Annotated in this window: 22 protein-coding genes, 1 tRNA gene and 1 pseudogene; 16 read left to right on the top strand and 8 right to left on the bottom strand. The window is 38.5% G+C overall.

Annotated elements, in window-relative coordinates; all coding sequences use genetic code 11:
* Nucleotides 1–285 precede the first annotated feature (285 nt).
* The 4 genes from PSF67_RS02830 (at nucleotide 286) to PSF67_RS02815 (ending at nucleotide 4,262) form a co-directional block, all read left to right on the top strand.
* Nucleotides 286–1,371, top strand: coding sequence for a serine hydrolase domain-containing protein (locus tag PSF67_RS02830; protein ID WP_166265594.1), 1,086 nt, complete (start codon nucleotides 286–288; stop codon nucleotides 1,369–1,371).
* A complete protein-coding gene (locus PSF67_RS02825; RefSeq protein ID WP_272676496.1) occupies nucleotides 1,352–2,083 on the top strand; it encodes a GNAT family N-acetyltransferase in 732 nt (243 codons plus the stop codon). The genes PSF67_RS02830 and PSF67_RS02825 overlap by 20 nt, the downstream gene beginning before the upstream one ends.
* A gap of 25 nt (nucleotides 2,084–2,108) precedes the next feature.
* Nucleotides 2,109–2,558, top strand: coding sequence for a GNAT family N-acetyltransferase (locus tag PSF67_RS02820; protein WP_272676495.1), 450 nt, complete (start codon nucleotides 2,109–2,111; stop codon nucleotides 2,556–2,558).
* Nucleotides 2,559–4,025: 1,467 nt separating this feature from the next.
* Entirely contained in the window at nucleotides 4,026–4,262 is a 237-nt protein-coding gene (locus PSF67_RS02815; protein WP_272676494.1) for a hypothetical protein, read from the top strand.
* A gap of 513 nt (nucleotides 4,263–4,775) precedes the next feature.
* On the opposite strand, the gene PSF67_RS02810 is transcribed toward PSF67_RS02815, so the two are convergent.
* From PSF67_RS02810 to PSF67_RS02795, 4 genes are all read right to left on the bottom strand, one after another.
* Complete coding sequence (locus PSF67_RS02810; RefSeq protein ID WP_272676493.1) at nucleotides 4,776–5,819, bottom strand: TauD/TfdA family dioxygenase; 1,044 nt, start codon at nucleotides 5,817–5,819, stop codon at nucleotides 4,776–4,778.
* A gap of 251 nt (nucleotides 5,820–6,070) precedes the next feature.
* The gene (locus PSF67_RS02805) at nucleotides 6,071–7,342 is read right to left on the bottom strand and encodes an ATP-grasp domain-containing protein (RefSeq protein ID WP_272676492.1); all 1,272 of its coding nucleotides are present in this window, start codon (nucleotides 7,340–7,342) and stop codon (nucleotides 6,071–6,073) included.
* 4 nt (nucleotides 7,343–7,346) lie between these two features.
* Nucleotides 7,347–8,723, bottom strand: coding sequence for an MFS transporter (locus PSF67_RS02800; protein ID WP_272676491.1), 1,377 nt, complete (start codon nucleotides 8,721–8,723; stop codon nucleotides 7,347–7,349).
* An 18-nt stretch (nucleotides 8,724–8,741) separates the two neighbouring features.
* On the bottom strand, nucleotides 8,742–9,899 hold the full coding sequence (locus PSF67_RS02795) for an ATP-grasp domain-containing protein (RefSeq protein WP_272676490.1): 1,158 nt from the start codon (nucleotides 9,897–9,899) through the stop codon (nucleotides 8,742–8,744).
* 963 nt (nucleotides 9,900–10,862) lie between these two features.
* Between PSF67_RS02795 and PSF67_RS02790 the strand changes: the two genes are divergently transcribed.
* Nucleotides 10,863–11,249 carry a nitrogen fixation protein NifS gene (locus PSF67_RS02790; RefSeq protein WP_272676489.1) on the top strand — a complete coding sequence of 129 codons (387 nt, stop codon included), beginning with the start codon at nucleotides 10,863–10,865 and terminating at the stop codon, nucleotides 11,247–11,249.
* A 381-nt stretch (nucleotides 11,250–11,630) separates the two neighbouring features.
* Here the strand turns inward: PSF67_RS02790 and PSF67_RS02785 are convergent, their stop codons facing one another.
* Entirely contained in the window at nucleotides 11,631–11,969 is a 339-nt protein-coding gene (locus tag PSF67_RS02785) for a hypothetical protein (RefSeq protein ID WP_102139339.1), read from the bottom strand.
* Between the two features lie 371 nt (nucleotides 11,970–12,340).
* Here PSF67_RS02785 and PSF67_RS02780 point away from each other — a divergent pair.
* A pseudogene (locus tag PSF67_RS02780) lies at nucleotides 12,341–12,649 on the top strand (tyrosine-type recombinase/integrase); the annotation flags it as partial.
* Nucleotides 12,650–12,670: 21 nt separating this feature from the next.
* On the opposite strand, the gene PSF67_RS02775 reads toward PSF67_RS02780, so the two are convergent.
* Nucleotides 12,671–12,747, bottom strand: a tRNA-Arg gene (locus PSF67_RS02775).
* Nucleotides 12,748–12,934: 187 nt separating this feature from the next.
* Between PSF67_RS02775 and folD the strand changes: the two genes are divergently transcribed.
* The 5 genes from folD (at nucleotide 12,935) to fruA (ending at nucleotide 18,265) form a co-directional block, all read left to right on the top strand.
* Complete coding sequence (folD, locus tag PSF67_RS02770) at nucleotides 12,935–13,792, top strand: bifunctional methylenetetrahydrofolate dehydrogenase/methenyltetrahydrofolate cyclohydrolase FolD (RefSeq protein ID WP_102139361.1); 858 nt, start codon at nucleotides 12,935–12,937, stop codon at nucleotides 13,790–13,792.
* Between the two features lie 18 nt (nucleotides 13,793–13,810).
* Nucleotides 13,811–14,023, top strand: a complete 213-nt coding sequence (ybcJ, locus tag PSF67_RS02765) for a ribosome-associated protein YbcJ (RefSeq protein WP_195697592.1) — start codon at nucleotides 13,811–13,813, stop codon at nucleotides 14,021–14,023.
* Nucleotides 14,024–14,457: 434 nt separating this feature from the next.
* A complete protein-coding gene (fruB, locus tag PSF67_RS02760; RefSeq protein ID WP_272676488.1) occupies nucleotides 14,458–15,618 on the top strand; it encodes a fused PTS fructose transporter subunit IIA/HPr protein in 1,161 nt (386 codons plus the stop codon).
* On the top strand, nucleotides 15,615–16,559 hold the full coding sequence (gene fruK / locus PSF67_RS02755) for a 1-phosphofructokinase (protein ID WP_102139363.1): 945 nt from the start codon (nucleotides 15,615–15,617) through the stop codon (nucleotides 16,557–16,559). The genes fruB and fruK overlap by 4 nt, the downstream gene beginning before the upstream one ends.
* An 11-nt stretch (nucleotides 16,560–16,570) precedes the next feature.
* Nucleotides 16,571–18,265 (top strand): PTS fructose transporter subunit IIBC, encoded by a 1,695-nt coding sequence (gene fruA, locus PSF67_RS02750; RefSeq protein ID WP_272676487.1) that lies wholly within the window; start codon nucleotides 16,571–16,573, stop codon nucleotides 18,263–18,265.
* Nucleotides 18,266–18,507: 242 nt separating this feature from the next.
* On the opposite strand, the gene PSF67_RS02745 is transcribed toward fruA, so the two are convergent.
* Entirely contained in the window at nucleotides 18,508–18,816 is a 309-nt protein-coding gene (locus PSF67_RS02745; RefSeq protein ID WP_195697596.1) for a hypothetical protein, read from the bottom strand.
* Nucleotides 18,817–19,200: 384 nt separating this feature from the next.
* Complete coding sequence (gene cysS / locus PSF67_RS02740; protein WP_181490078.1) at nucleotides 19,201–20,589, bottom strand: cysteine--tRNA ligase; 1,389 nt, start codon at nucleotides 20,587–20,589, stop codon at nucleotides 19,201–19,203.
* A gap of 267 nt (nucleotides 20,590–20,856) precedes the next feature.
* Here cysS and ppiB point away from each other — a divergent pair, with 267 nt between their 5' ends.
* From ppiB to PSF67_RS02715, 5 genes are all read left to right on the top strand, one after another.
* Nucleotides 20,857–21,351, top strand: coding sequence for a peptidylprolyl isomerase B (ppiB, locus tag PSF67_RS02735; RefSeq protein ID WP_166265616.1), 495 nt, complete (start codon nucleotides 20,857–20,859; stop codon nucleotides 21,349–21,351).
* Nucleotides 21,352–21,361: 10 nt separating this feature from the next.
* Nucleotides 21,362–22,087 (top strand): UDP-2,3-diacylglucosamine diphosphatase, encoded by a 726-nt coding sequence (lpxH, locus tag PSF67_RS02730; RefSeq protein ID WP_272676486.1) that lies wholly within the window; start codon nucleotides 21,362–21,364, stop codon nucleotides 22,085–22,087.
* A gap of 156 nt (nucleotides 22,088–22,243) precedes the next feature.
* The gene (purE, locus tag PSF67_RS02725; RefSeq protein WP_195697598.1) at nucleotides 22,244–22,759 is read left to right on the top strand and encodes a 5-(carboxyamino)imidazole ribonucleotide mutase; all 516 of its coding nucleotides are present in this window, start codon (nucleotides 22,244–22,246) and stop codon (nucleotides 22,757–22,759) included.
* On the top strand, nucleotides 22,759–23,841 hold the full coding sequence (purK, locus tag PSF67_RS02720) for a 5-(carboxyamino)imidazole ribonucleotide synthase (protein WP_272676485.1): 1,083 nt from the start codon (nucleotides 22,759–22,761) through the stop codon (nucleotides 23,839–23,841). The genes purE and purK overlap by 1 nt, the downstream gene beginning before the upstream one ends.
* Nucleotides 23,842–23,957: 116 nt before the next feature.
* On the top strand, nucleotides 23,958–25,196 hold the full coding sequence (locus PSF67_RS02715) for an MFS transporter (RefSeq protein ID WP_166265625.1): 1,239 nt from the start codon (nucleotides 23,958–23,960) through the stop codon (nucleotides 25,194–25,196).
* The last annotated feature ends 111 nt before the right edge of the window (nucleotides 25,197–25,307 follow it).

Below are 25,307 nucleotides of genomic sequence, written 5' to 3'. Positions count from 1 at the left end.
TTCTATGAAAACTACCCACTACTTACCATCGAATAAGTCTGTAATATTAGCTAAAGCTGAATACAACGAAGGTAAAATAATGCTTTCACCTCCCCATGGAATAAAAACCGAAATAGAGGTTGACTTAAAGTCCACTTGAAGATGTAACATTCATGCTTTGATTTATCCAATAGCATAAATAGCTTTTCGAAAAAAAATGAATCGTAGTACAACTACGGCATAACCATTATCTATTTTATAAATTGAATACAAATTGTTAGTAAATAAATTCTAAGGCAGAATAAAGTGAGTACTTTCACAGATAACAGAAGTGCAATATTTAATAACACGTCACAAAACCTTTTAGTATGGGAACAGCAATTTAAAGCTGATGGCCCTGGTTTTACATATATGGCCAAATTTGACCATGGCGTATCCTATTCAGGTAACCTTGGGTTTGCTGAGCTGGAACAAAAAGAAGCATTAACACCCCAAACTATTTTTAATTTAGCCTCAGTATCAAAACAATTCACGGCCTTTGCTATCTTGCTATTAGAACAAAACAACAAGCTTGCTTTGCACGACCCTATTACTAAATATATTCCTGAATTACCTAAATACGCTAATGAGATTACGATTCAAGACTTGATTTATCATATTAGTGGCATGGTTGATTACATTGAATTGGCCTTGAATAAGGGGATTGATTATTCTGACGCCTTAGGACCAGAAGAAAGTTTGGCAGATTTAATTGCCTTCCCTCACCCACTTACCCCTGTCGGAACACAATTTGATTATTGTAATACGGGCTATTTTTTATTATCCATGATCATTGAGCGCGTTAGTGGCCAAAGTTATAACGAGTTCGCCCAACAATATATTTTTAAACCATTACAGATGAGTAATACTTTTATTGTTGAATCGTATCCTGTTCACACAGCGATTGCTCGAGGTTATCGTGAAAATACTGAATCTGGCTATCAATTAAGCGAAAGTCTATGGACTCAAACAGGTGATGGCGCTGTTCATTCCAATGTCTTGGACTTAATGAAATGGGGTGAGAACTATACGAGTGGGAAAGTCGGTGGTAAAAAACTAGTCGAGAAAATGCTTCAAGCATTACCTTCCCATAATAGAACAGGTGAAGTCATTGAACATCACCAGCAATATGCCTATGGCGTTATTATTTCACAACACTTTGGCTTAATGCATTTCGAACATTCTGGGGGATGGGCTGGTTATGCCACCTATTTTCTACGTATACCTGATTTAGGCTTAACCGTTGCAGTATTAGGAAATATTGAAGATTTAGATACGCAAAAAATTGCTTATGAGATCACCGATATCATTTTGACCCAATATAAGGAATTCCATGATGCCCCTGATAAATAATGATATTGCCGCATATTGGCTGAAAGAAAAAACTTCAGGCGAATGTTATTTAAATCAAAGTGATTTAGCCGTGTATGTAAACGCTCATATTGATGAAGACTATTTAGCGGTCGCTATTCAAGAACAAAATAAATATTGGCTTTCATTACATCCACAGCTCTGTGCTAAATTATCTATCACTCCCGATTTGACTAGAGAAGTTGCAGAAACATTGCGTGATACCCTCGCGGAACAATGGCATGGAGCAGACCAATTTTTTTATTTCAGCCAAGAAGCGTTATCAAAACTACAGCAACAACAAATACTGAGTGATATTCGCGTATTAACAAATATAGATGCCGCCGTATTTCAATCTTTCTGTGAAGCATCTAGTGAAGATGATTTAGAGGGAGCATCCGTAGAACTTGATCACTGGCTGGTGTACGGATTGTTTTCCAATGACCAATTAATTGCCGTTGCTAGTATGTATCCTTGGGATGGTGAAAAGTTGGCTATCGCTGATTTAGGGGTCTTAACCTTATCTGAGCATCGTGGTAAAGGCCATGCACGCGAACTTGCCTCTGCCATTTGTAAAGTCGCCTTAGAAAAAGGGTATCAACCACAATATCGATGCCAGCTAGACAATACTGCGTCCCTAGCACTAGCAAACTCGCTGGGGTTAATTCCATATATTAAATGGGATGTCATCGTTCACCCTAATGCTGAAATATAGAATCAATAGTAGAGAAAATAACTTTATGATTATTATAAGTAATATTGATCAGGACAACTTATTTGATGTATGTGAATTGACCTCTAATTCAGATGGGATCGCCACAGTATTAGAAGACTATATCTGCTGTAATGCGACATCAATTGCAGAAGCAAGTTACTTCCCAAATTTTTACCCAAAAGCCTTATATTTCCAAAATAATTTAATCGGCTTTTTTATGTATAAGACAACGAGCTCTAATCTAAAAAAAGTTATGCTTTGTAGATATATGCTTGATTATAAATTTATTGGTAAAGGATTAGGTCGAAAGTCATTCAAAGCAATCCTCGATTTTTTCTCTGCGGAAGCTATCCAGTTTATTACATTAGGGATTAATGAAAAAAACACGGTAGCGAAAAACCTGTATCAGTCATTTGGCTTTGAATTTACAGGTAATATTATTGACGGAGAGCATATTTATCATTTAAATCTATGATGTAATATGTATTAATTGCCTTAGTAAGGTAATTAATTTATCGATATTTGCTTGTTTTAAGAGAGAAGGATCTCTATCACTAATTAGATTCGTTATTTGACCTAGGTATTCTAGCTGAGCCCCTACAGGATTCAATATAAATCCATATAACATTGATTATAAACAGCTTGAATTTATTCAATTTCGTACCATGCCCCTTTTTATTTTGTGACTCAAAAATTAAGAGGTTTAGGCATCAGTTTTCCCAAAGCCTCCAGCATTGCAAAAATATCATCAGTTGATAACTTTATTGCAGATAATGAAAGACTGACCAGAAATAATCCTACTCATGTTTTCATAACTATTTAATAAACCGAGCAATTAATATTCTATTAATCCCGACTATGCCAGACTATTTTTATTCTGTATTTACGCTGCTGGACAAAGAGGCCATTGGAAATAGTAGCTAATAATTGTGATAATTGTGATAATTGTGATAATTGTGATAATTGTGATAATTGTGATAATTGTGATAATTGTGATAATTGTGATAAAAAATAACACATTGACTGTACCTCCGCATATTTAAAAAACAGAGGACTATTATGTAATACCATTAACCAAACCTGATATCGATATTTTAAATATTCAGGAATTGTTATACCCGACATCCAGTTTTCTATTCCCTTCTGACACTCAAGAAAGCCATTCATTAACATCAGAATACGTAAAACAATTAAATAAGTTTTGCAAGCGTAATGCGTTTAAAAAATTTATACCAATGGATATAAAACGGACATTTAAAACATTGGCAGGGAAATGGGGATAAGCTCAGAAATAAGGGATATGGTACAAAACCATAAAAGGCCAGGAGTGTCTAAAAAATACTATGATAGATATGATTACTTAAGAAAAAAACGCGAAATTCTAGATTCTTGGTACAAAAAACTATCCTAGCTGTTTAACTAACGCTTAAAGTGCGCCAACTACTTGAGCTGGCGCATTAGTTTTTATTGTTGCTCTATCTGTCTATACTGCGGTTTCCCATACAGATTTCTTTTCAACCTGTTTTTTAAAATTAGCTTTTGAGATTGAAGATCACAGAACTTCATAATTACGTACATCCGTCAATATGCGAGTCATATACATCCCTGTACAGTTAGCAAGAGTTAAACTTAGGATTTATCAATTACACTGGAGGTAACACTTTGAAACACATAATGAAGCTATCTATTTTGCTAACGGCATTTTTTGCAAGTAACTTAATCGCAAAACCAACACAATTACAGGTCGATGTTAATGGAACCTTTAATATAGATACTCCCCCCTGCTCATTAGAAAGTAATAACACCGAAAGCATCCATTTCGGAGAGCTTGATTACAACAGTTTGCTACAAACTCAATACACATCTCAAAAAAAACCACTGAATATTGTCTTAAATATGTCATACGCCAGCAAAAATGAGCGTCTATGCTACTGGGAAAAATGTGTCTGGAGTTGATAATATCTTTAAGACGACTCATCCAAGTATTGGTGTATTTATTGAAGATGCTCTGGGCGAGAAATTAAACGGAATAACTAAACCAAGAGCAACGGCACTCCCTCAACCGGGATCAATGACTTTTGCACTCAAAGCAGGACTAATGAAAACTGGCAATGAAGAAATGAAGACTGGTTCATTTAGTTATAATGTCGCTGTCGTAATAGATGTAACCCATTTTTAAGTTTATTAAAATAAACAAATAAATATAGCTGAGTGCTAAAAACAATTTTAAATACCCCCCTTGGTGTTTAGTTAAGGGGGATATTTTTTAATAATTATTTTTCATCTATCTGCTCTGCCCTTTCTGCTTCCTCTGTTGCACGTTTTAGTTGATCACTAAAATTTAGGTTGAGAGTTGATCTTATTGTTAGGGCTAGGCAATTAAAATACGGGTTTATGATGCTCTTCCTATAATTTGGTGGAGTTGGCTTGAAGCTCGTCCCAAATATAACTATTTGATTCTTCTATCTATGTCGATGAAGTTAATGGCTAAATAGTGTGGCACAGTCGCTAATGACTACAGAGTGAGGTATTGAGGTTTACTATGAATTCAATGCCCTGTGAGTGGATCTGAATTTAAACTGGAAACATTAATCATATTTTGCCAAAATAATTTAAGAGGTCTTTATGGAGTACTCGGCCTATTTTTTTATAGCTACCCCCAGTAGGGGTAGCTTAAATTAATAACTTATACTTATGCTGCAGAGTCATTGTTTATTAAATTTTTAGCATTGAATACTCGCTCATGGAGACGCTGATAATTCCTATAGTTCCAGAGTGTTGGAGCTACAAAAACTCGCTGTACCCATCTGTATGCTCGACCATTCTTATCATACTTGGCTTCAAATTGATCTCTTGAATGTAAAACAAAATGGTTATTTAAAATAATCAATCGGCCAGGGGTAATTTGAACTCCAAATGATACTTTTTTTAGAGCTTCATAAAGATTATCTAAGGCCTGTTTTGCTGCGATATTCGCTGTCACCATCATATCTGGATAAAAAGCAGCTGTTATTTGTGGGCAAGTGATAGGGCCTGAGAGTACGGGGACTAATCCCGTATTACTCCTCGGGGTAATTGTTGCATCTCTCCAACGATACGGTACTTTAATGATATAGTTGCTTTGATAGAGTTCTTTAATATCTTCTTTTGACATTAATTTCAATGCATTACGCATATCCGCTATACGCGTGAAAGGGCCATTATCAATATCCGTTCTAATACCCAGTAGCATTAAGAATAATGGGGAAGTATCTCCCTCTGGCATGTGTGCTTGTGCTGCATTTTCAATATGAAAATCAAGCTCTACTTCTGAGCCTAAGCCAGTATATTCTTTCGTTGCATCTGGATGAGGTGTTAAATTATTGACTAGCTCTAAACCTTCATGAGAAATTGAATAAGGTTCTCCAGCGATAAGACTTAATGCAATCAATACATTTTCACTTATTGTCCCTCCTTTAAAACTACTACCTGTTTCTTTGAAGAGAGGGCTTCCTGTGACTTCATTATCGATTGGTAAATTTTCAATTGAAATACAACCATAAGCCTCTTCAGTCAGAAGCTTCATTTTTTCAATACCAACAATAACACGTTCAGGAAATATGTTATAAGCAGTTTGCTTTAATTTATTTAAATAGTCCATGCCTCCTTTTGGGTCATATTCAATCTCATTTAACGTATTACGGATTATTTCCGATTCTTGACTAGATAGAATAATTTTTTCATTTTGTTGATACATAATTACCTCTTTTGTTGCTTTATTAATTTTATCGATGCTTTACTTTATATTCTTTGCGATATAAAACAGCAAAAAACACAACGCAATAACAAATATTATTTTAATATATAATTAGTAAACATTATTTTTTATAAATAATGCATTTTATATGTCAATAGAGTTATATCTCTTTATTGAAAATAATTGTGTAAATGTTAAATGAAAATTCTGACCGTATTTTGTGTTTTAATATTTATCTCCCTTCTATATGATTAAATAGAAATATTTGAGTGTTGCCAATTTGATCTATGTTCAACAGTAAAATGTTCTAAGACTCTGATCCTTTTCCAATCAGTCAACAAATCATCATAACTTTCACTATAAAGAGCCACTGACCCTAGCGCTGTACTTAAATCGCGAGTGACTTTTACCTGCTGTCCAATTTGATAATTAACTTTGCAGCCCACATAAGTCTTAAACTTTGCGAATTGTTCCCAAATATCTAATGAAGTTAAACATTCCTGCTTTGCCGATCTTATTAATAGATGTACGCTAAAACCGTGGAAAATAGGTGGCTGGTTGATATTATGCTTGAAATGATAGGGGCATAATATAGATTCAACAACGCAGTGAAGCTGATCATACCCATTCACCAACGTAGACAATTTTAAATCTAAACTCCCATGTAACCTTGCATTAAGTTCCACGATGCAGGGCCCTTTTGCTGTTTGCATGATTTCAAGATGGCTGGGGCCATTACGTACACCAAGCGCATCGAAAACCTGTTTTGCATAGTTAATAATCGGTTGGAATTTATCTTGAGAGTGATCAACAATAATCATGCCATCTAATAGAGGAGAGGAACCTTCCTCCCTATAAACTTCCCAAATATTGATAATTCTATGCATACCATCCAAAGATACAGCATCGACAATGTACTCTTGCCCTTGCAAACATTCCTGCGCAACAATCATATTATTGCTAACACCAAAATACGATTTCATGTCTTTAATAGTATCAATATAGTGTTCAGCTTCTTTCAATGAATTACATCTAAAAACACCTGTAACACCAGCACTATTGGTTGGTTTTAAAATAATAGGAAATACATTCCTATTTTTAATCCAGTGCAACAATTCATCTTTATTAGTACTGGTAAACTGTTCTGGTGCTAACAATTCATGCTCATTGACTGTTTGTGTCATGATGTATTTATGATATCTAGCTTCGCTTGTGCTAGCGTCGTTACGATATTGTAGTCCCAATCTTTCATTTAACTTATCTTTAAGTTCAGAGCCTGACTCAACACCAGATAATACTGCTAAAATATGAAATTGTTTCAATTGTGTTAGTAAAAAAGACAAATCATTTTCATATTCAAAAACAGCAGTATAGTCTTCAGTTTTGATTAAATGACTAAATTTATCTTTGAATATCTTTGAGCTGTAAATATGAATGCAATCAATTCCGTAAGATTTAAATGAGGGAGCATATCCTACGGCAGTTGATATCCCATCAATAATAATTATAATCGAGTTATTCATTATGCTACCTGTACCTTTGTTTGACGAAAAAATAAAAAAACACCCCCACCATTAACATCAAAATAGCAGAGATCACTAAAGCAGTGATTGCTCCATGATTAATAGTAGATGTATCTCCCACAATAAACATGCCAAGGATTGCGACCCCCAAGGCACTACCAAGTTGTCTGAATGAATTAATAATGGCTGAAGCCGTACCAACCATCTGTTTACTTACTGATGAGATAAACAGAACAAATAATGTTGGTAATGCTATACCTGTACCAATAGGCATTAAAATTAATGACAATACCAATAAAAGATATGAACCTTCATATACCATCACCAATGTAATTAATAGATAAGCAAGACTGGTAATTATTAAACCTAGAATGACTGTATTTTTTTCACCAAATTTTTTAGATAAATAAGCACTAAACAAATTAGCAAACATGATCACCACAAAGGTCATTAACGCAAGTCCCGTTAATGTCGGAGAGTACTTCCTGACATATTGCATATAGATGCTGAGAATAAAAATAACACCATAAAAAGCAAAATTAATGACTAATCCGACAAGTAAAGCAGGAAATAACCTACTAATTTTGAATAGCTCAAGAGGAAACATAGGGTTTGATACTCTTTTTTCTTGCCGAATAAACAACATTAGGGTAAAAATAGAAATTAACAGGCTTACATAAATAAGAGGATTGCTCCACTGACTTTTGCCTGCTTCAATCATTGCCCAAATGATGCTTAAAACGCTAACAATTGCATATAACTGGCCTTTGACATCGAGGCTTTTATTTTTTTGTAGAGGACTTTCTTCTAATAAATAAGGTGTTAGTAATAAACCAACTAAACAGATGGGTATGTTAATTAAGAAAATTGCTCGCCAATGAATCAGGTCTATTAATACACCCCCAATAAAAGGACCAGTGGCACTTACAAAGCCGCCAATAGCACTCCACCAACCGATAGCTTTTATTCTGGCGTGATCGCTCTCAGGTGTTGATAATGCTAAAAGTGAAAGTGAAGCAGGTAAAATCAAAGCTGCCGCTACCCCTTGTATAATACGAGCGATAATAAGTGTCCGAATAGTTGGTGAGAATGCGCAAACTAATGAGGAAATTAAGAATAACAAAAGACCAATAAAGTAGATTTTTCGACTACCATATTTATCACATAGCACACCAGCACTGATAAGCAAAGCGGCAAAAACTACTACATAAGCATCAGCGATCCATTGTAAGCTATGTAGGTTAGCTGAGTATGTCTGTCCAATACTAGGCATAGCAACATTGACAATCGTTATATCTAGCTGTACTACGACATATCCAAAACTCGTCGTTAAACACGTTTTTGCAATGCTACTCGGATTATATAAAGCGTTTTTAATCATTTTTATTGCCCCTTCGTTTTACGTTAAATCCTTTGCTCTACCATCATGTTTTAAAAGGGTATAAATAAATGCTCGTCTATTTCTTTCTTGTGAATATTGCTGACCACATATCACGTTGATTTGTTCATTCTCTAATAGGCTTGTCTCAGTAATTTCCCAAGTGATAGGATCAGACAATAGGATAAAATTGACATAAGCTAGTGCACTTAACTGCATTTTTGCAGGGATGCAGTAAGGTTTATCACTTAATTTATTCAGTAATGCAGTGACAATATCGAATTGATAAGCATCATGAACTAGTTGGCAAATAAAACTTCCTGCAATACGAGGGTTAATCTCTATAATATGATAACCATGCTCATTAATGATACTGTCCACATGCACGGGCCCCCAATCAAGGCCTAATCTATTAATGATATCCGATACCTTTTGAATGGCTGGTTTGATATAGATAGGCTCTAGATTGAGTTCTGATGTATAACCACGCTCAAAAAATTCGTCTCCATCTTGCTTGAGTTTTTGTAGAACACCAACACAAATACCGTCAAAAAACTCAATACAATATTCTCTACCTTGTACATAAGGTTCAATAATAACTTCGTGAGTTAATATCATCTTTTGGTCTTGATGATAATCTTCATATAAATCATTTAAATGTTTAATGGCATCATATTTACTATGGCATTTTTTCACCCCTAAACTTGCAGATCCCTTACAAGGCTTAATAACCAATGGATAGTTTAGTGTATTGAGACTTCCTGAAAGTTTCACTTCATTAACGGGTTCTTCAATAGAAACAGTAAACCCATTATTATGTTGTTGATTAAATATTTTTTTCTGAAAAACTTTAGAAGTTGCTAATTTTATCTTTTCAGGACTAGGACCATTTAAGTTAAGTTCTGCACAAATATTTGCTGCTATGACCGCATAATTTTCGTGGGCACATGTCACCATGATGCTACTTAAGTCACAGTGTGAGTTTATCCAATTAAGAAACGTCTTTTGTATTTTCTCTAAATATACAACGGTTACTTCCGGAGAAAAGACATTTTTTAATAGTTCTTTATCAGAGATAATAATTACGACTGAATATTGGTTTCTTAATGCTTGGTTAACTAAGGTAAGGCTTGTTCCTGTATCTCTTGCACCTATTACAATAAGCTGCTTCATAGTCATGATAGTGTTCTCGCTCATAGGTATTAAATGATTTTTTGATTTGTTGTTTTTTAAATTTTTTAGTTTGTTATCTTACTGCTATTTACATTATTTAAAAAAATATGAATAAACAAATATTATTTTATTTATAATTAATTTATTTTGTTATATTTTATTATATTTTGTTATTGTAAGTGGAGTTAAATTTCTAGTTAATTGTAATTTAACCATTTAATGCGTTGGGTTATTTGCTTTAATAAAGCGTTATTATGATATGAAGTGTTTTAACACATAATCATTTGATTGAATACAAAATCCATAACAAATATATTGATGAAGCGTATTGATATTAATGAATTCTATTTTACTTAAAACATTTGAACTGGTTATTAGTAAAGGTAGCGCACTTTGAGTAACTAAAATTATAGAGTGTGCTCAATCGAATATTACAGTTCGCGTCAGACAGCTAAAAGAGTCTCTTGGTATTCCTTTGTTTTAGCGACAGAGAAAGTGCTTAATCGCCAATAATGTGGGTAGGCAATTATTGGTCTATTCAAATCAAATCACACAACTTATACTGTAGTGATCAACAAAAATTGGTCACCGTTTTAGAGTTTTCCCAATATAATCGTTCTGATTCATTGGGTGTTAAGCCACTGCCCACTTCCCTTTAATTGAGTGTACAAGTAACTATGATTTTATAGGTAGATTTGAGATTGCCTCGGTAATTTCGAAGTAATTAAACTGATCATCTTAAAGAGAGTCAGTTAAAAGTAGGTAACTATCCGCACTCCTGTTAAGTGATAACCATTAAACCATCCATAGTACCTGTAGCGATTATATTGTTTTCTTTCTGGCAGGTCATAAGCTCGTAGCTATATCTAAGTAACTAAAACTAAACAAGTGACGGTAACAATAAAATTGACACCCACACTAATGAGTATGATAATCATTTGCATACATGAATTTATCTTAGGGAGCGAAATGGAAAAGAATAAAATTTATTTAATTTATAGCCGAAGCCCTACACTTGGAAGAACAGCGTTCCCATGGGTTAGTGGCTCTAGCTTTATTACTCGCTTTCTCGATGGAAATACAGTTGATAACTATGTTTCAGCCCTACAAAATAAGATAAACAAAATTAACTTAGACTGGGAAGTTTACCCTGATAATACAGAATCAAACATAGAGAAATTGATTTCTCAAAATGCAAAACTGCTCATTTGCACTCCTGGTCTAAGGTTTCAATTTAACAGAACAGGATTTGATAAAAATAATATTATCTACCTTAGCTCAATGGAATATGCCAATAACGTAATCACTCGTGTTTTAAAGAAAATCAATGAAATAGATAAAACACCAATAAGATAATTTGCAGTAGACACCATGCTGGATTATCCCGTATGTAGCTATAACCTGTTGATTATACTTGATTCCATCACAAAACCAGATTAACGCTCATTGGTCATCGTTTCAGTGACCAATGGAATCGTTTACTAATCATCAATACGTTCAGGAATTGAATATTTCAAGACTACTTCAGGGACATTTGGTAATTTCCGATTAGATGTTCCCATCAAATAAGCGGCTAGCACCAGCAATTAAAAAGTTAAATCCTAACTTGGAATCTGAAGTATCCAAGCAGTTATCTGAACTCAATGAAGTTATTTATTGCAACCTATTAAGCCTTAAAGGAGAGCCAGAAGCTAAACTATTAGCCTAACCACCCAGCCAAAGGACGGGCTAGATTAACTATTGAACAATATAATCAGCGGTCAATATCATTATATTTCCACCATGTCCGTTGCAATCAATCCTAACTACATTTTTTGGTCTCTGTGTTATTAATGTGTGCGCGTTTTCGAAATGAGTTATTGATGTCAATTTATGATCGATTGCGCCAGATGTATAAATAGCCTCTACTGATAGCTTACATAAATCATAGTTCATTTTTTCAGCATAAAGAAAATCCCAATCACCATAATTAGACCTTTTTCCATCTGCTACTAATGGGTCAATACCATTACTAGAATGTGCATAAAAACCAGAGCAAGCAATCATTAGCAAGCTAGCAACTATGTATCCTTTCATCTCACCACTCCATCAATTAGTTTCAGTCATGTTAGCTTAGCGGGAGTGCAAATTGAAGTTAATTAGCTGGTGGCACATAGCCTGGAAACATAATCAAAGTGCAATACATTATTAGAAATATAATTACGACTAACACCGTCATCCCAACCCAAGGATCCCATGGTTTCATTGAAAATCTCCATTTTTCATTGATAAAACATTATCCTGGAATGTTGGCATTTGGCGCTATAGTCATAGTGCATTTTGCTATAGCGAATATAATAGAGAAATATATTAAGTACCCAAGCCAATTACGCATATCACCCCCTCCAGTTGTATAGAAAACAAATACTAGGATAGATGCAGATTTCAGGCAATAACCAGCAATACCCCCAACAGTATGGAAAATAAGTGTTGATGATAATAACGCTTGGTATGCAGGATTAAAAAGAGCAGGAATAGAAAACTTCCGCTTTCATGATCTGCGGTATACATGGGCGAATTGGTTGATTCAGTCTGGCGTCCCGCTTTCAGTTCTACAAAAGATGGGCGGCTGGAAATCGGTTGATATGGATATGGTGAGAAGATATGCCCACTTAGCACCTAATCATTTAACTGAACATGCGAAGCAAATAGACAATATTTTCGATACTTGCGTCCCAAATACGTCCCAGTTAGGAAAAGTGGAGAATTTTAAATGATGGTAAGTGATTGAAAATTAATGGTACGCCCTACAGGATTCGAACCTGTGACCTACGGCTTAGAAGGCCGTTGCTCTATCCAACTGAGCTAAGGGCGCATTGATAATGCAGGCAGCCTATCTGGCTGATGGCGTTGAATTATACGGTTGCTGAGCGCTGAGTCAATGGCTTTTCGCTACTAAAATAACTATATGCTCATTTTATGTAATAGTTTGAACTGACAATGGCGTTAACTTCTGACAAAATAGAGTCATTACCGTGTCTCATATATGGATTAAGTTACAGATGTTAGCAAAAATTATTGATGGGAAAACGATTGCGCAGACAATTCGGCAAGAAGTTGCCCAAAAAGTACAATTACGTTTAGAACAAGGAAAACGTGCTCCCGGCCTTGCCGTGATTTTAGTCGGTGCTAACCCTGCTTCACAAATCTATGTCGGCAGTAAACGCCGTGCTTGTGAAGAAGTCGGTTTTATTTCGCGTTCTTATGATTTACCGGACACAACGACAGAAGCTGAATTACTCAAGCTCATTGATGATTTAAACCAAGACCCTGAAATTGATGGAATTTTAGTTCAACTTCCATTACCTGCGGGTATTGATAACGTCAAAGTCATTGAGCGTATTCACCCAGACAAAGACGTGGATGGGTTTCATCCATACAATGTCGGCCGACTATGCCAACGTGCACCACGCCTTCGCCCATGCACCCCAAAAGGAATTGTTACTCTGCTTGAACGTTGTGGTATCAACACCTATGGTTTAAATGCTGTAATTATTGGTGCATCGAACATTGTTGGTCGTCCAATGAGCCTAGAGCTTCTGCTAGCAGGCTGCACCACAACAGTAACCCACCGCTTTACTAAAGATTTAGAGCACCACGTTCGCCATGCTGATTTAGTGGTCGTCGCTGTGGGGAAACCTAATTTTATTCCTGGAGAATGGATTAAGCCAGGTGCAATTGTGGTCGATGTCGGTATCAACCGTTTAGAGAGCGGAAAAGTCACCGGAGATGTCGATTTTGACGAAGCCGCGAAAAACGCAGCTTGGATAACCCCCGTTCCTGGTGGTGTTGGCCCAATGACCGTTGCGACTTTAATTCAAAACACCCTTCAGGCATGTGAAGAGTACCACGATATTTAATGTAATTTTGGAGTTATCATGGATATATTCAATTTAAATGGCCACCCACACGTTGAATTGTGTGATTTGCTGAAAATTGAAGGCTGGGCGGAAAGCGGTGCAATGGCAAAAGCCATGATTGCAGATGGCTTAGTTGAAGTTGATGGCGTGGTCGAAACACGTAAACGCTGTAAAATTGTCGCGGGTAAAATCGTTTCAATGGGCAGCGAAAAAATTAGAGTTGTAGAATAATACCGTTAGATAGGCTGAAATATTTCAGCCTATTTCCTTTCTAAAACCAATAGTGCCCTCCCTCCCCCTTTTCTTCAAAGTAACAATATTTATTGTAAGAACGATAAAATGCTTTTTTAGGTTTTAGACAAATTTTTTCTGTGATCACTTTTTCTGTAATAAGCATCTAAACAATTACGCATATTGAAAATTTAATTCATTGTTTTATATAAACAAATAATTTCAGCAACCACTTCAGCTTTGTCATTAAACACACAAATCACACCCTTATAAAATTTAACTTAGATCTCATTTTTTGTATTTCACATGTTAATCGCATAGACAAGATTAAACGATTCAGCTAACCTTGTTAACGATAACATGATTAACAAATAATCAGATCCGCTTGCAAGTCTTCTGGCTGATCCGGCTACGAATAATAATCAGGAGAAATTATGTTTAACTTACCAATAAGCGATATCCACCTTGCAGCTGCTGCATCTGATAAAAAAAATGCAATAGAACAAGTTGCCAAAGCATTAGAAAATGCAGGCTATGCAAAAAGCGGTTATGCGCAAGGAATGCTTAACCGGGAAACCCAAGCGCCTACCTTTTTAGGGAATGGTATCGCTATCCCACACGGGACAGTAGAGACGCGAGATCAGGTATTAAAAACGGGTTTTGCTGTCTTTCAATTCCCTGATGGTATTGATTGGGGTGATAACCAAACTGCTTATATTGTTATTGGCATTGCCGCTCAATCAAATGAGCATCTCGAATTGCTACGCCAATTAACCCACATAATCAGTGATGAACACACCGCTGATGCTATAGCCAAAGCTGACACCGCCGAAACCTTAAAGCAACTTCTAATGGGTGAGCGCCAAACTCAACCGGTGAAACTTGATGAATCAATGGTCACGGTTAGTGCTCAAGTTGATAATATAAATACATTGAAAATACAGAATATTATTAACCTACAAAACGCTGAAGCTATCAGCACCGACTTTATTTCTCGAGTTCTCACTCAAACCCCGTCATATTTAGGTCAAGGTATTTGGTTAAGTGATAGTCCAATCGGAAACATTGAGAATGCGATTGCGATATCGACGGTAAAAAAACCATTTAGCTTTCAAGGTAACCCCGTCAGCATTCTAATTACCCTCTCTTACGCTAATTATCAAATAGAGACTTTGTTACTAAAAATAAACAATTTATTGAAAAATAAAGAAGCAAATCTCATTCTCGAAAATGATAACGTTAACAAACTAATTGATTTATTGCGTCCTGATGACTCATACACAGAAAGTGATTCATTGAATACAAACATATCTGGAATAACTCAGGACTTCACCATTCTTAACCCACATGGGTTACATACGCGGCCTAGCACTCAGTTAGTCACTGCTATTAAGCAATTCGAAAGCACGATTACAGTCAGTAATCTTGATGGTACTTCGACTCCCGTAAATGGTCGAAGCTTAATGAAAATTGTCAGCTTAGGGGCTAAATGTGGGCATCGTTTACGCATTCACGCAGAAGGTGTAGATGCACAAGAAGCCATCAATACCATTGGTGAGGCAATCAATTCAGGACTTGGAGAAAAAGTCGCATGAGCAGAAGAGTCGCAACGATCACGTTAAACCCTGCCTACGATTTGGTTGGGCTATTACCTGATATTCATCGCGGGGATGTGAACTTAGTCAAAACAGCAGGCCTTCATGCCGCTGGAAAAGGCATAAATGTGGCTAAAGTACTTAAAAATTTAGGGATTGATGTCACTGTTGGTGGTTTCTTGGGTAAAGAGAATCAAGATGGCTTCCAAAAAGCCTTCAGCGAAACAGGAATTGCTAACCGCTTTCAAGTTGTTGAAGGCCGCACCCGCATCAATGTCAAACTAACAGAGCAAACTGGTGAAGTTACCGATTTTAACTTTTCAGGATTCAGTATTACTAAAGCGGATTGGCAGCGTTTCGTCACCGACTCATTAAGCTGGGCGGGTCAGTTCGATATGATTTGCGTCAGTGGCAGTTTACCTCAGGGCATTGATTTAAATGATTTTACTCAATGGATGTTACGCCTTAGAGAACAATGTATGTGTGTCATTTTTGATAGCAGCCGCGAGGCCTTTGTCGCTGGGCTCAAAGCTTCTCCTTGGTTAGTAAAACCTAATCACCGTGAACTTGAAATTTGGGCCGGAAAACCGCTCCCTACCCAGCAAGATATCGTAAATGCCGCAAATCAACTTCGACAACAAGGTATTGCCCATGTGGTGGTTTCTTTAGGCGAAAAAGGCGCTATGTGGGTCAATTCATCGGGCGCTTGGTTTGCTAAACCACCTGAATGTGAGGTTATCAGCACCGTTGGCGCAGGGGATTCAATGGTAGGTGGATTAATTTACGGGCTAATGATGAGGCAAACAAGTGAGCACACACTTCGCTTAGCTACCGCGGTTTCTGCACTTGCTGTCTCTCAACCCAATGTCGGTATCACAGACCGAGCGCAACTTGCACATATGATGACGAAGGTTGATTTACAACCGTTTACGGCTCAATGAGGATGAAAAACATGAAAATATTAATCGCTCCAAGCCACCAGCAAGGCCCTGCTATTTGCTGGCTAGCCATCAATGCCTTAAAAAATGTATCTGCCTTACAAAATATCACCTTCACAGAACAACTTACTGATGCAGATATTGTGATTTGTTTCGATACTCAGTTGCCGGAAAATTTTAATTGCTCAGATAAAAAAGTCTATTTCGGTCACCCCGATGTCGCTGTTAGGCAACCTGCTGAATTTCTGTCATCTGCAATTAACGAAGCGACATTGTGTGAGCAAAAAATTACCGAGCCGCAGCATGCGAAAACTTACTCTGTATTAGCCGTTACCGCTTGCCCAACAGGGGTTGCGCACACTTATATGTCCGCGGAAGCACTTGAGGCTGAAGCAAAAAAACGAGGCTGGAATATCAAAGTCGAAACCCGGGGCTCTGTCGGGGTTGGAAATGAAATTACGCCAGAAGAGATAGCACAAGCTGATTTAGTCATTGTCGCTGCCGATATCGAAGTCAATGTGGATAAGTTTTCGGGGAAGCCAATGTACCGCACCTCCACCAGTGCCGCATTGAAGAAAACAGCACAAGAAATGGATAGAGCAGTAGAAGAAGCAAATATATTCACACCACAAAGCGGAAAAACATCAGCCCAAACGAGTAGATCGACAGAAAAACGCGGAGTGTATAAGCACTTACTTACCGGGGTATCATACATGCTCCCTATGGTTGTCGCTGGGGGATTATGTACTGCGCTTTCATTTGCTTTTGGTTTAGACGCATCCAATGTCGAAGGCTCTCTGGCTTGGGCACTTAGCCTAATTGGCGGACAAACAGCCCTTGCATTAATGGTGCCTGTACTATCGGGTTATATCGCCTATTCCATTGCTGACAGAACGGGGTTAACCCCAGGTTTGGTCGGTGGGGTACTTGCAACCACTTTAGGTGCAGGGTTCTTAGGTGGGATCATTTCCGGTTTCCTTGCCGGTTATAGTGCTCACTTTATTAGTACACGATTAAAATTGCCGCAAACTATGGAAGCGTTAAAGCCAATTCTAATCGTACCACTCATTTCCACTTTATTCACGGGTTTAGCGATGATCTATGTCATTGGCCACCCTGTAGCGTGGTTAATGGATTGGCTAACTAACTGGTTAAATACCATGGGAACCACCAATGCGGTGATCTTAGGTGCAATTTTAGGGGCGATGATGTGTACAGATATGGGAGGCCCAGTCAATAAAGCGGCATATGCCTTTGGTGTCGGTCTATTAAGTTCACAAACCTATGCGCCAATGGCAGCAATTATGGCGGCAGGAATGGTGCCACCTCTGGCAATGGGCGTTGCAACACTATTAGCACGACATAAGTTTGTACCTGCTGAACGCGAAGCGGGTAAAGCCTCTTTTGTTCTCGGTTTATGTTTTATTTCAGAAGGTGCAATCCCATTTGCAGCCAAAGACCCGATTCGGGTTCTTCCTACTTGCATTATTGGTGGCGCAATAACAGGGGCGCTATCCATGTATTTTGGTATTCAGCTAATGGCACCTCACGGTGGTTTATTTGTGCTGTTAATACCCGGAGCTATTAATCATGTATTGATGTATTTATTCGCGATAGTGGCTGGTACGGTGGTTTCAGGTGTGCTTTATGCCATTGTCAAAAAAGCGACACCTAAAGAAGCCCAACAAGAAATGGCGAGTATCGCTTAATCACACAACTTTAAGTTCCATTCCTAGTCCCTGTTGGTAGTCTTATTCCCCCCCTTAATTGGGGGGCTTTTTATCCAATGAGAAAAAGATAATATTATTACTCGAAGGCCTTTCTATTGGTTCAATATAACTATGCTGATATGAATCTAAACTTAAATTTTCTCGGTCTCTGATTACTGTTAGACATTTTATGAGTGGAGGCCTGTTAGGAGCATTAAGAGACAATGAAGCATCTTCTATCTTTATATTTTTAATTGTTTTTTGTCTATATTCGGAGTAACTTTGGGGGCGGAGTTATCGACTTTGCCAATATAACTAATAAAAGTTCGTTCTAGTGGTACAACCCTTTGAGAAGGTTTGAAAAAGTTTCGGAGTTTTTGAGTAAACCTCGTAATCGGCTGACTAATTTTATTTTTTATTCCTTTTATGCATCTAGCGATATTTTTGGATGCATTACTTGGAACTTTATGATCTTTCATATAGTTATTGATTAAATTCTCATCAGTACACCCACCTGATTTTACAGAACTTTGAATCGTCTTAATTACCATAATTACCCTTACTCAAACTTTAATTGATGAAAATATATTCTATTTACATCAATTTTTTAGTAAATAAATAATTATTTCTTTCAATTTTAGCTAACAAAATAAAAACGGTTAGATACCAATACCTAACCGTTTGAATATATGAAAATTTATTTTTAAATCAATCAGTACTTAAAATGATAACTTGGGGAGCATACAAAAGTATGTGACCCAAGTAGCCAAGTGATGACAACACCACCACAGCGCGAATATGACTCTTATTAATACGCTAAATAGTTCGTGTTGTGGCTAGGCGCCGAACGCGGATAACTTGGGGAGCATACAAAAATATGTGACCCAAGTAGCCAAGTGATGGCAACACCGCCACAGCGCAAAATATGACGCGTATTATTTGCGACGCCAAGTGGTCCCCTGTGCCCCATCCTCAAGCACAATCCCCATGGCAGTAAGTTCATCACGAGCCGCATCCGCTTGTGCCCAATCTTTATTCTTACGTGCATCTAGGCGTTGTTGAATTAATGCCTCAATTTTTGCCACTTCCGCATCATCTTCAGTTTGTGCACCGCCTTTTAAAAAGACTTCAGGGTCTTGTTCTAATAAACCCAGCACGCTTGCTAACTCACGCAATTGTGCAGCCATACCATTTGCTGCTGACATATCTTCAGATTTCAGGCGGTTAACTTCACGAACCATGTCAAATAATACCGAATAAGCTTCAGGTGTATTAAAGTCATCATTCATCGCTTCAATGAAACGTGCTTTAAACTCGTCACCACCTGCAGGCACAGCTGACTTATCCGTACCACGCAACGCAGTGTACATGCGCTCAAGCGCAGTACGTGCCTGTTTCAAGTTCTCTTCTGTGTAATTCAGTTGGCTACGGTAATGGCCTGATAACAGAAAATAACGCACCGTTTCTGCATCGTAATACTCAAGCACATCACGGATAGTAAAGAAGTTATTGAGAGATTTAGACATTTTCTCTCTGTCTACCATCACCATTCCTGAATGCATCCAATAATTCACGTAAGGGCCATCATGGGCACAGGTAGATTGCGCAATTTCATTTTCATGGTGAGGAAACATTAAATCAGAGCCGCCACCGTGAATATCAAAATGGTTGCCTAACGTTTTGCTGTTCATGGCCGAACATTCAATGTGCCAACCTGGACGGCCTAAGCCCCATGGGGATCTCCAGCTTGGTTCGCCTTCTTTAGACATTTTCCACAAGACGAAGTCCATTGGATTACGTTTTACATCAGCAACTTCGACGCGAGCACCTGCTTGCAGCTGTTCTAAATCTTGACGCGATAACAGTCCATAATTTGGATCGGTTTTGACTTCAAACATCACATCGCCATTCGCAGCAACATAGGCATGACCACGCTCTATCAAGCTTTGGGTTAATTCAATAATTTCACCAATATGACGTGTTGCGCGTGGTTCGCTATCAGGACGTAAAATATTTAACGCATCGAAATCTTTATGCATTTCAGCCAACATACGCGTTGTTAGCTCTTCGACACTTTCATTATTTTCTGCCGCACGTTTAATGATTTTATCGTCAATATCGGTGACGTTGCGTACATAATTTAAGTCATAACCCAAATAACGTAAATAGCGGCTAATTGCATCAAACGCCACAAATGTACGGCCATGGCCGATATGACACAAGTCGTAGATAGTGATGCCACACACATACATCCCAATCTTCCCTGCTTGGATGGGCTTAAACTCTTCTTTTTGACGACTTAGTGTATTAAAAATTTGTAGCATCTGAACTTTTCCATTTATTTGAAAAATGATTATCGATTTCTACCGATAAAATATCATGTTATTGAACCCCGATCACCTTAAGAATGCAAGGGTTTACCCCGCTTCCTTTTCAGTTTATTGATTAGGTTTAATACACATCTATTATGCTATAAACGGCCGACTAAGCTTCCTTCCGCTTCAAGTCAGGTTTTATCTGTGATATAAACGTGCTGATCTCAACGCTTTCGCAAGTTAGCGCACAAAAAACAATTATTCAGGATAGCTATTATGGTTACATTTCATACCAATCACGGTGACATTGTTATCAAAACGTTTGACGATAAAGCCCCCGTTACTGTCGAAAACTTTTTAACTTACTGCCGTGAAGGTTTTTACAATAATACCATTTTCCATCGTGTTATTAATGGCTTCATGATCCAAGGCGGTGGTTTTGAGCCAGGCATGGAACAAAAAAACACTAAAGCACCTATCAAAAATGAAGCTAACAACGGTCTAAAAAATACCCGTGGTACTTTAGCGATGGCTCGTACTAACGACCCGCATTCTGCAACAGCACAATTTTTCATCAACGTTGCTGACAACGACTTCTTAAACTTCCGTTCAGAACGCCCTGATGGCTGGGGTTACTGCGTGTTTGCTGAAGTGGTTGAAGGTATGGACGTTGTTGACAAAATCAAAGGTGTCTCAACAGGTCGTAGCGGCTTCCACCAAGACGTTCCACGCGAAGACGTCATCATTGAAAAAGTGACGGTCAGCGAGTAAACCTGAACGCATGTCCACTTACATCATTGCAGATTTGCATTTGAGTGAAGATGAACCGGCGATCACCGCCGGTTTTATTAATTTTATTCAACAGCAAGCCATCCATGCCGAAAGCCTATATATTCTCGGTGATTTTTTTAATTATTGGGTGGGCGATGATGATGCCAATCCGCTGCATCAGCTAGTTGCCAATGAATTGAAACAGCTCACAGAACGCGGCATTCCCTGCTATTTCATTCATGGAAATCGAGATTTTTTAATTGGTAAACGCTATGCGAAACAGTGTGGCATGACCATACTCCCACAAGAAACATTGCTCGAACTTTATGGTAAGCGCATTTTAATTCTGCATGGTGATACTTTATGCACAGATGATGCCGCCTATCAAAATTACCGTAAAAAAGTTCACACGCCTTGGATCCAACGAGTATTTTTACTACTCCCGCTCTTCGTACGTCGCCGTATCGCACAAAAAATGCGGCAAAATAGCCAATATGCAAGCAGCATGAAAGCCGAGTCGATTATGGACGTCAATTCACAAGCCGTTATTGATGCATTACAAAGGCACCAAGCGCAATGGATGATCCATGGTCATACTCACCGGCCTGCCATTCATGAGATAAATATTGGTGGTAAATTGCATTATCGAGGTGTATTAGGTGCGTGGCACCACGAAGGTTCAGCCTTTGTGATTAACAAGCAAGGCATTGAACTAACTTTCTTTCCCTTTGAGTAATTTTGCCTGACTAACCATTTTCAATATCTCCCACAACTGTTTGCTTATTTATTAATCACGCAAACGTTTTCCTTGCTGCTTTACCATGATATGATCAAGACAATTCAATTTCCCACCTCAGGGTGATGTTTTTTTTTCAATACAGGAAAGCACCAAATGACTGCCCAAGTTCCTGCTCAATCTGCGGCAAAAATCGCCATTGTTATGGGTTCGAAAAGTGATTGGACGACCATGCAGCACGCAGCTGATGTATTAACAGAACTCCAAATCCCTTTTCATGTCGAAATCGTCTCTGCGCACCGAACACCAGATAAACTATTTTCTTTTGCTGAAACCGCCAAAGAGAACGGCTTTGATGTGATTATCGCGGGCGCGGGTGGTGCCGCACATCTACCAGGAATGATTGCCGCTAAAACATTAGTCCCTGTTTTTGGTGTTCCGGTACAAAGCGCTGCATTGAGTGGTGTTGATAGCTTATATTCTATCGTGCAAATGCCTAAAGGCATTCCTGTTGGTACGCTAGCCATCGGTAAAGCAGGCTCAGCAAACGCAGCGCTGTTAGCCGCGCAAGTATTAGCGATAAGTGATATTGCTATTTTCAATCGCCTCACCGCATGGCGAGAAGCGCAAACCAATGATGTGTTAAACAACCCAGACCCGAGGAACGCCTAATGAAACCCGTTTGCGTGCTTGGTAATGGCCAATTAGGCCGTATGCTACGCCAAGCTGGCGAGCCATTAGGCATTGCCGTTTTTCCTGTTGGTCTTGATGCAGAGCCCGAAGCGGTTCCTTATCAACAAAGCGTCATCACCGCGGAAATTGAACGCTGGCCGGAAACCCCGCTAACCAAAGAATTAGCTCGCCATAATGCCTTTATTAACCGTGATATTTTTCCACATTTAGCGGATAGGTTTCCACAAAAAAGCTTATTTGATAGTTTGCAACTTTCCACTGCACCTTGGGCTCTATTAGAAACCCCCGAACAATGGCCTGAATTATTTGCCAAACTCGGTAATTTCCTCATTGTAAAACGCAGAACTGGTGGCTATGACGGGCGAGGCCAATGGCGTGTTCGCCCTGGCGATGAAATTAATCTTCCAGCAGATATTTACGGTGAATGTATCGTTGAGCAAGGTATTCCCTTTGACGCCGAAGTCTCTGTCATTGGTGCCCGAAACGCAGCGGGAAAATCCGTTTTTTACCCGATAACCCATAATTTGCACCAAGAAGGCATTTTACGTACAAGCGTAGCTTTCCCTAAGTCGACTAACCCGCAGCAGGAACAAGCTCAAGCCATGCTTAGCGCTGTCATGGATGAGTTAGGCTATATCGGTGTAATGGCAATGGAATGTTTTGTCGTGGGTGATAACCTACTGATTAACGAGATTGCGCCTCGAGTACACAATAGCGGCCACTGGACACAAAATGGCGCATCCATTAGCCAATTTGAGCTGCATTTACGTGCCATATTAGACCTACCGATGCCGTCACCTGAAGTGTATAGCCCTGCTGTTATGGTCAATTTAATCGGTACTGATGTAAATATAGACTGGCTGAGCTTACCCCTCGTTCACCTTCACTGGTATGAGAAAGAGGTACGCCCTGCTCGTAAAGTTGGCCATTTAAACCTTTCTCATAGTGACCACAACCAGTTATCTGCAACACTTAACGCATTGGCTTCACTTTTGCCAAATGAGTACAAAAGTGGCATTGAGTGGGCAAATGCAAAATTAGACTGGTACTCTCATCAATAAATAGGGAAAATAGCCCTATTCGATGCCCGAAACTATTTTCGGGCATTATGCTATTTTCGCCGTCATCCAGAAAACAAATATCCTGATTTAAGGTGTGCGGCATTACTGGAGTCAATATGTCCTCGCAGACTTTTAGTCCGTTTTATCAGTGGTGCATTCTTGTTCTGTTAGGACTTGTTTATTTTTTAGCCACCGCGACAACCTTTACCTCTCTTGGCGTGGTCTTGCCTGAAATGATAAGTGAGCTCAAATGGAGCTGGAGCGAAGCTGGGTTTGGCTTTACGCTACTGGGCTTAACTTGTGGACTTGCGAGTTTCCTCCCTTCTTTGTTGATCCGTAAAGTCGGTGTACGGGCTACTTTATTGCTAGGTACCAGTGTCTTTGTTGCGGGCTTTTATAGTCTTTATTCCACCCAAGCCATTAGCACCTATTTTTTAGGTACCGCATTAATTGGTGTTGGTTTCACCTTACTCGCCACCGTCCCGGGGACTTACGTACTTTCGCGGCTATTTGAAAAACAATCCCTTGCCTTTGGGTTATATTTCACCATCGGGGGCTTGGGGGGTGTTGCAGGCCCTTGGATTTACTTTTACGCATCAAACCAATTAGGCTCATGGCGCATGCATTGGGTTCTATGTGCTGTTTATCTTAGCATCGTCACGTTAATCACGATTTTCATGCTACGTGAAGGTAAAAAAGAGCAAGAGCACGCAAAAAAGGTGATGCAGAAACAAGTTAGTGACGCAAGCAAGCCTATTTATCGCACTGCTGAAGTATGGACAGTCGGCAGAGCGCTACGTACATGGCAGTTCTACTTGATTGCTGCGACTTATACCTCGTTTTTATGGTGTGGCATTACCGTTAACAGTTTTGCTGTTGCCCATATTGAAGAGCGTGGATTTGGCATGACCGTGGCGGTTTCATTATTAAGCACAATGGCATTTGTGAATGCATTCTCAAGATTTATTGGTGGAGCCGCTGGTGAATGGTTAGAACCGAAGAAACTATTAATCGGTAGCCTAATTATCATGGTGTTAGGTGTTATTTTCCTCAGTATTGCCACGTCATGGCTATGGTTAATTTTGTTTGTGTTATGCGTTGGTATTGGTTATGGCATGACCTTTTTGGCATCCAGTGTTTTACTGTCAAATTATTTTGGTCGAGGCCCATACCTAGAGCTATTCTCTGTGGTAAATTTAATCTCAACCGTTGCCTGTTTAGCGCCTTTCATTGCCGGTGGTATCAAAGACTTAACAGGCAGTTTCACCCCTGCATTTTTGGTTATTGCCGCGCCTGTTATCGTCATTTTATTGCTTACTTTGATGATGAAGCCCCCTGCCCTCAATCACAAATAAAAAATCCCGAGTGATTAGCTCGGGAAAAATTGAAACCAAAGGGAAAATAAGCTTAAGACCAGATATTGGATCAAAACATAGCGTTTATTTGCGCCTCCGAAAAATCAAAGA

This window comes from Providencia sp. PROV076 (assembly GCF_028483405.1).
GTDB lineage: Bacteria > Pseudomonadota > Gammaproteobacteria > Enterobacterales > Enterobacteriaceae > Providencia > Providencia huaxiensis.
This window is presented reverse-complemented; position numbering and strand designations above follow the sequence as displayed.

Coding starts and splice junctions, on each gene's coding strand:
- lpxH (WP_272676486.1), top strand. CDS start 21,362: ATGTCCACTTACATCATTGCAGATTTGCATTTGAGTGAAGATGAACCG.
- PSF67_RS02795 (WP_272676490.1), bottom strand. CDS start 9,899: ATGACTATGAAGCAGCTTATTGTAATAGGTGCAAGAGATACAGGAACA.
- PSF67_RS02825 (WP_272676496.1), top strand. CDS start 1,352: ATGATGCCCCTGATAAATAATGATATTGCCGCATATTGGCTGAAAGAA.
- PSF67_RS02785 (WP_102139339.1), bottom strand. CDS start 11,969: ATGAAAGGATACATAGTTGCTAGCTTGCTAATGATTGCTTGCTCTGGT.
- purE (WP_195697598.1), top strand. CDS start 22,244: ATGACTGCCCAAGTTCCTGCTCAATCTGCGGCAAAAATCGCCATTGTT.
- PSF67_RS02745 (WP_195697596.1), bottom strand. CDS start 18,816: ATGGTAATTAAGACGATTCAAAGTTCTGTAAAATCAGGTGGGTGTACT.
- fruK (WP_102139363.1), top strand. CDS start 15,615: ATGAGCAGAAGAGTCGCAACGATCACGTTAAACCCTGCCTACGATTTG.
- PSF67_RS02800 (WP_272676491.1), bottom strand. CDS start 8,723: ATGATTAAAAACGCTTTATATAATCCGAGTAGCATTGCAAAAACGTGT.
- folD (WP_102139361.1), top strand. CDS start 12,935: ATGTTAGCAAAAATTATTGATGGGAAAACGATTGCGCAGACAATTCGG.
- PSF67_RS02820 (WP_272676495.1), top strand. CDS start 2,109: ATGATTATTATAAGTAATATTGATCAGGACAACTTATTTGATGTATGT.
- fruA (WP_272676487.1), top strand. CDS start 16,571: ATGAAAATATTAATCGCTCCAAGCCACCAGCAAGGCCCTGCTATTTGC.
- fruB (WP_272676488.1), top strand. CDS start 14,458: ATGTTTAACTTACCAATAAGCGATATCCACCTTGCAGCTGCTGCATCT.
- PSF67_RS02790 (WP_272676489.1), top strand. CDS start 10,863: ATGGAAAAGAATAAAATTTATTTAATTTATAGCCGAAGCCCTACACTT.
- PSF67_RS02715 (WP_166265625.1), top strand. CDS start 23,958: ATGTCCTCGCAGACTTTTAGTCCGTTTTATCAGTGGTGCATTCTTGTT.
- purK (WP_272676485.1), top strand. CDS start 22,759: ATGAAACCCGTTTGCGTGCTTGGTAATGGCCAATTAGGCCGTATGCTA.
- ybcJ (WP_195697592.1), top strand. CDS start 13,811: ATGGATATATTCAATTTAAATGGCCACCCACACGTTGAATTGTGTGAT.
- PSF67_RS02810 (WP_272676493.1), bottom strand. CDS start 5,819: ATGTATCAACAAAATGAAAAAATTATTCTATCTAGTCAAGAATCGGAA.
- PSF67_RS02805 (WP_272676492.1), bottom strand. CDS start 7,342: ATGAATAACTCGATTATAATTATTATTGATGGGATATCAACTGCCGTA.
- cysS (WP_181490078.1), bottom strand. CDS start 20,589: ATGCTACAAATTTTTAATACACTAAGTCGTCAAAAAGAAGAGTTTAAG.
- ppiB (WP_166265616.1), top strand. CDS start 20,857: ATGGTTACATTTCATACCAATCACGGTGACATTGTTATCAAAACGTTT.